Annotated in this window: 3 protein-coding genes; all 3 read right to left on the bottom strand. The window is 67.9% G+C overall.

Going from position 1 to position 6,642, the window contains the following annotated elements; all coding sequences use genetic code 11:
- Nucleotides 1-160: 160 nt before the first annotated feature.
- Entirely contained in the window at nt 161-2,713 is a 2,553-nt protein-coding gene (locus FLW16_RS32225; RefSeq protein ID WP_142563894.1) for an ABC transporter permease, read from the bottom strand.
- On the bottom strand, nt 2,713-3,447 hold the full coding sequence (locus FLW16_RS32220) for an ABC transporter ATP-binding protein (protein ID WP_260615807.1): 735 nt from the start codon (nt 3,445-3,447) through the stop codon (nt 2,713-2,715). Before FLW16_RS32220 ends, FLW16_RS32225 begins: the two co-directional genes overlap by 1 nt.
- Nucleotides 3,448-3,709: 262 nt before the next feature.
- Nucleotides 3,710-6,628 carry a lantibiotic dehydratase gene (locus FLW16_RS32215; RefSeq protein WP_185949686.1) on the bottom strand — a complete coding sequence of 973 codons (2,919 nt, stop codon included), beginning with the start codon at nt 6,626-6,628 and terminating at the stop codon, nt 3,710-3,712.
- Nucleotides 6,629-6,642: the final 14 nt, after the last annotated feature.

Raw genomic sequence — 6,642 nt, 5'->3', positions numbered from 1 at the left:
GACCCAAAAGCCGCGGCCTGACCCTCTACACGATCCTCAAAGAACTCCAGATACTCCTGGCCACCTGGACCGGCCGCTGCCCCACCTGCTCACAGCGCCCACCCTGAGCACCTAACAAAGCACTACTGGTGGATGCCGCCGTCGGTGACCCCGAACGTGCTCACTCCTTGGTGAGGGTTTCCACGATCGGCGCGGTGGCCGCCCGACGTGCCGGCAGAATCCCCGCCAGCAGCCCAACCAGCACGCCCATGACGGCGAACGCCGGGATGAAGACTCCCGAGATCGAGAACCTGGCCTCCGAGACGATGGCCAACGAGCGCGACAACACCCATCCGAAGCCGGCCCCGAGCACGATCCCGACGCCCACGCCCAGCGTCGACATGACCACGCTCTCGGCCCCGAGGGTTCTCCGGAGCTGGGCGCGGGTCATGCCTAGCGCTCTGAGCAGGCCGAACTCGGCGCGGCGCTCGACGACCGAGAGCGAGAGCGTGTTGGCCAGGCTGAAGAACGCGATCACCACCGACAGTCCCAGTAACGCCAGGAGCAGCGTCCGAAGCGTCTCCACCGAGGTGTTCCACTGCCGCGCGGCGACGACCCTGCTCAGCACCGCGACGGACGGGAAGCCCGTGGTCGCCCGCTCGACGGCCGCTCGCAACTCCGGCTCGCCGACGCCGGCGGCGCCCCGCACCAGCAGTACGGAGACCGGCTTGTCCGGTGCGATCCGCACGAAGTCGGGCTCGGCCATGGCCACCGGCCCGAAGGGCGACAGCGCGTCGAGCAGCGCGATGACGCGGAGCTTCAGCGTGATCCCCGTGGTCTCGGCACGCACTTCGAGCACATCGCCGACGTCGATGCGCATGCGCTCGGCCAGCTTGCGCTCCATCGCGATGGTTCCCGGGCCGAAGGCGGCCAGGCTGCCGCGCGCCACGGCGTCCGGGGCCAGCCTGGCGGCCTCTGGATTCACGCCCTGCGGGCGGAGAACCTCCCCCTTGACCTCGATGTCGGTGCGGACCCCGCCCTGCCGTATGGTGACGATCCCGCCGACCTGCTCGCTGCCGGTCACCGACGCCAGCACCTGGGCCGGCATGGGGGTATTACCGCCCTCGGCCACCAGGGTGTAGTCGAAGGGCGAGTGCTTGGCGTAGCCGGCCGCGATGGAGGCGGTCATCGACGAGGTGAGCACGCTGACCAGCGTCACCAGTGCGAGGCCGATGACCAGTGCGGCGGTGGTGTTCGCGGATCTGGACGGGTTCCGCCTGATGTTCTCGACCGCGAGGCGGCCGGGTGCTCCGGCGAGCCGTTTCGCGGCGGGTCCCGCCATCGCGGCCAACACGGGGAGGTAGCGGGGCCCCGCGGCGATTACGGCGATCAGCAGGAGCGTGGTGCCCGCACCGCTCAGCACGAGCTCCGCCTGGCTGTCGTCACCCGTGTCGGCGATGGCGGTGCCGTATCCGGCCAGCGCCAGCCCGGCGAGGGCCGCCACGGCGGCGAGGACGGTCGGGCCCCGGCGTGGTCCTGTGCCCTCGCTCGCGTGGACCTCACGCAGAGCGGCGATGGGCGGCACCCGGCCGGTGCGCTTGACCGGCACCGAGGCGGCCACCAGTGTCATCCCGATTCCGACGGCCAGGGCCAGGAGGAGCGAGCTCGCATTGATCTCCGGCGTGGTTCCGCTCAGATCGATGCCGTCGGCCATGTCGATGACGAGCCCGAGAGCCGCATACGCCAGGCCGATTCCCACCACCGCTCCGACGGCCGACGCGGCCAGCCCGATCAGTGCGGCCTCGGTGAGGGCGGTGGTCAGCACCTGCCATCTGGTGGCTCCGACGCAGCGCAACAGGGCCGTCTCCCTGACGCGCTGCGCCATGATGATGGAGAAGGTGTTGTAGACGAGGAAACCGGAGATCAGGACCGAGATCAGCGCGAAGATCAACAGGCTGTTGATGAAGGCGTCCAGTGCGCTGAGCGCCTCGTTGGCCTCCTGCCTCCTGACCTCCTCGCCCGTCAGCACGCTGTAGCCGGGGCCGAGGGCGGCGCGCAGGCGCTCCACCAGCTCGCCCGGCGACACCCCCGGCTCGGCGAGTACGTCGATGCGTCCCACGGCCACCGCGTTCAGTGCCTCGACGGCCCGCTGGTACGGCATGCCGACCATGGCGGTCTTGCCGTACTTGGCCAGCTTCGGGCCCGGGACGAACAGCCCGGAGACCCTGTACGGCACGGCAGCGCCGCTTCGGGGGTCGGGCAGGCTGACCGTGGCACCGATCGCCAGCCCCCGACTGCGGGCGGTGAACTGGTCGAGAACGACCTCGTCGGGCCGACTCGCGGCCTGACCGGCGACCATCTGCACGGGGCTGAGCCGCTCGTCGGCGGGGATGCCGACGAGCACCCCCTGGTCCCCTTCCGCGGACAACCGCCGTCCGTCGGGGCCGAGAGCGGTCATGGCGCCGTAGAGATTCCCTTCCGCGACCGCCACACCGGGGACCCCCCGGACGGTGCCGACCAGCTCGCGGGGAACGGTCCTCGCCTGGCCGACCCGCTGAACGGCCGCGCTGAGCTGTGACGGGCTCTGGCTCAGGCTGTCGATCAGCGCGGTGCGCATGGTGTCGGTGACGATGAACGTCCCGCACACGAACGCGACGGCCAGCGCAATGCCGAGAGCCGACATCATCAGGCGGGATTTGCGGACGACGACGTTGCTCCAGGCCACCGTCAGCATCAGGCCGTCTCCAGCTTCTTCAACGTGTCGATCAGCATGTCCGCCGTGGGGTCGGCGACATCGGCGACGACCGCGCCGTCGACCAGGAAGAGCACCTGGTCGGCGCGGGCCGCGGCGATGGGATCGTGGGTCACCATGACCACCGTCTGGCCGAGGGAATCCACGGACTCGCGGAGGAAGGAGAGCACTTCGGCGCCCGAGCGCGTGTCGAGGTTTCCCGTGGGTTCGTCAGCGAAGATCACTTCTGGTTTGGTCAGCAGGGCTCGCGCGCACGCGACCCGCTGCTGCTGTCCACCCGACAGTTGGCTGGGGCGGTGGCCGAGGCGGTCGTGCAGGCCAAGGCGGGTGACGACCAGGTCGAACCAATCTCGGTCAGGCTTGATGCCGCCGAGCTCGAGAGGGAGAAGGATGTTCTGTTCCGCGGTGAGCGTGGGCAGAAGATTGAATGACTGGAAAACGAAGCCGATTCTGTCCCGCCGGACGATGCTCAGCTCTTTTTCCGAGAGCGCGGTGAGTTCGATGTCACCTAACCGGATCGTCCCCTCGTCGACTCGATCGAGACCTGCGATGCAATGAAGCAGCGAGGATTTCCCGGAACCCGAAGGACCCATGATCACGGTAAACGTGCCCTTCTTCGCGGAGATGTCCACGGCATTGAGCACCGTCACCGCGGATTCTTGCGTGCCGTACCGTTTCACCAGGCCGGTAGCAGAAACAGCCGTACTGCTGCCCATAGGGGGTCTCCTTCGGATCATGCCGGAATCGCGATCCTCCCAAGCCTCGCATAAAAAAGACGTTAGTCTCACCGGATTGGGTGCCGTCTGAGGCTCGGAGCAGGGGCACGAGGGAACGGCCGTCCGGAAACGGTGCGGAAACAATGGCAAGGGCTCATTCTTCTGGAGGACGGACCGGAGCCGCCCGACGGCGTCCGGGAGAGCTGCGGCGGCCCGGGTATTCGGCGTGGCGGAGCGGGTGGCGATGCCGAGGCGGGCCGGCTCAAGCATTCCCGCCTTCCCGTGCCCGCAGCTCTCGGACCTTCCGAATGGCGAGTTCGTACGCCAGAAACTCGAGTTTCTCGGCATCGAATCTGAAAAGCCTGTTGCAGTGCATGTGCAGCACCGAGCCGAACACGGAAGGATCGGACGCGTCGTCGCCCTGCCTGCGAACCGAGTCGCGGAAAGACTTGAACGCCGCCAGGAGGTGTGGGTCCGGCATCGACCGCGTCAGATACGCGTCCAACGCCGTACGGTGCCCCCTGTGGAATCTGCCGATCCTGTTGCCCTGCGACGCGAAGGACATGCGGAGGCCCGCCTGGCACGTCCGTAGGAAGTCGTGCCGCTCCGCAGGCGTGTCGAACAGCGCCGAACTCAGTGCGAGCGTGGTCGACACCGCTTCGTACAGGCGCATCTCCTCGCCTGGTGGAACACTGAGAAAACGGGCGACGACCGCGCTGTCCGTCTGAAAAACCGCCTCCGCCCGTGCGAGACAGGCGTAGCCGCCGTAGCGGGCGACTTCGGGCACATGGTCGTCCGACATCACGCGCGTGCACAGGCCCTCGGCTCGCAGGTCCTGACCCAGCCTCGCCATGAAGGTCAGAACGGTGTCGCGTCGCGACCCGGTCGAGGGCCGGACTCTGACACGCACGTGGTGCCCGTCCCCGTAATGGCGGCTGAAGAACCAGCCCGCCGCCACCTGCCGGTCCAACAAGTCGTCGGCGGCCCGCGCCGCCCGGCTCACCACGATGTCGGCTGCCGCGTGCCCCGTGTAGTAGTTGAAACACACCCATGACGAACCGGCCGAGGGATCGAAAAGGGAGGCGCGGCGCGAGCGGTGGTGCGGTGTCCGCCTATTGCGCAGCGGTACCACGATCTCGCTTACATGCCGGCCGTCCGGGCCGGTCACGGCGGGCCATTCCACCTGCGGCATTTCTACCAGGTCCACGCTTCCACCGGGGGCCGGGAGTGTCAGGCAGGCGCATATCGACCGCGCGGAGAAGGTGTCGACAGGAAGCAACTGATCGGATTGGCTCAGTCCGACCCATCGCCGGTCCCCGATGCCCTGCAGCGTGCGTCTCAGCTGAACGTCGGGGTCGACGGACTCCAGGATGGTCTCGACATCGCCGCCGGTCAACCGCCAGCGCTCGGGTGAGACGATGCTCCTGCCGCAGGTCACGCGGGGCAGATGGGGTAGTCGCCCGAACGGTCCCCACCGCCAGGCGATGCTCCCAGGCGAGATGACCGAGGCCAGGAATCTATATGTCGGGTCCAAGCCTCTGCCGAGAACGTTGTGCGCCGAACTCAGCTCCACGATTACCTCTCGTCCCGAGACCCTGTCACGCAGGTGCCAGGTATCACCCTCCAGCCGGATGAGGAGCCGGTCCAGCCGCAATGATCCGCCGGCGGCACCGGGCAGTGAGATCTGTTCCTCGAAGAGGCTCGGGCGGAGGAGCTGATTTCCCGCTCGCCCCCCGGGCGCATACACCAGCTCGGCGTGAATGGGCGCGTCGGGAGCGTCATCGGCGACCCAGGCCCGCATCCGTTCGGTCAGTTCGCTCCTGCCCAGGGCGAACCGGCTGAGGACGGCGATCGATGTTCTGCGATACCCGGCCATCAGGAGGCTGTGAAAACCCCCCTCCCGCTCGTCCAGGAGTGCTGCGTGCACTGCCGATGAGGAACCGCGCTCCGCCATGGGGAAATCTCCCAAGTCGACAGGGTGGCGCTCTCTCAGCCAATCGTGGAGGACCTCGTACAGGACCGGCCACGCCGAGCCCGTCTCACCGGAGATCGGGGATTCCACGCCGGCCATTCGCGCCAGGCGGGATGCGTAGCGGTCGGCGCTCCGCAATATCCCGTACTCCAGGTCGAGCGCTTCCAGCAAGGGCACCTCGGTGTCCCCGTAGCGGCTGCGGAACGTCTCACGCAGGTCGGCCATCGCGTCATCGGGCGGAAACATCAGCTCGAGCCTGCGCACGGCGTCATCGAGGTCGCTCACCGTCCGTCGGTCGACGGACGCGGACACGGTGGCGATGTTGAGGTCCACATGGAAGCGCAGGTTCTCATCGATCGTCCGAAGAGAGGGGATGCGGTGCGCGGCCGCGTCCCAGGCTTTGTTCAGTCGGCCGCTCAGCCCGTCATCCAGTGGGTGGTCGCCGCAGGCGTCGGTGGACAGTGCGGTCACCGCCTCCGCCAGCCGACGGTTCCCGACGGAACGGAGAGTGGACAGCGCAATCTCCGCGGGCTCCACACCGGGCATGATCAAACCGGTTGCCCGCTGCAGCATCTCGCTCTCGACGAGCCGCGCCACGAAAGCGTGCAGCTCCTCCCTGGGTGCCGTGGGCATGCGTACGGCAAGCGCGTCAACCAGCTGGTCCGCTGATGCCGTGCCGTCGCCGAGGACCTCGAGCAGTGTCGTGATGGCGGGGCTCTCGCGGACGGTCACCACATCGGCACTGGCGTCGCCGGCTCTGGCGAATCGCAGAGCCTTGCCGGTTCGGCGGAGTGTCGGGTTCCGCCTGAGCGGCCAGGTTGTTCTGCCTGCCTCTTCCATGGCCTCGCCGACCAGCGAATCTAGTACGCCGAAATCAATTCGCACGCGCACAATGTGCTGCTGTCGGCGATCCAGAACGAGTCGCCGCTCGTCTCTTATCGTGGCGCACGCAGTACCGGCGAACAGACCATAGGGAGTGGCCCGGCCGCCCATCCTGCTGACGTATCGCAGGAACGCGGCCTGGGCCTTCTCGTCGGATGACGCGCTTTTCAGCAGGTGAGGACTGGCGGCGAACCGGATACAGGTGGTGACGAGCGGGTCCTCGAAGTCCGGGGCGGCCATCAGCCGCGCGGCCTCATCCACGCTGAGGATCGCTACCCGCAGCATTCCGAAGTCGGATGGCGGGGCGGGGGAGGGGGAGCGTTTCATACGTTGCATGAGGA

Origin of the sequence: Microbispora sp. KK1-11 (assembly GCF_006874435.1) — a bacterium.
GTDB lineage: Bacteria > Actinomycetota > Actinomycetes > Streptosporangiales > Streptosporangiaceae > Microbispora > Microbispora catharanthi.
This window is presented reverse-complemented; position numbering and strand designations above follow the sequence as displayed.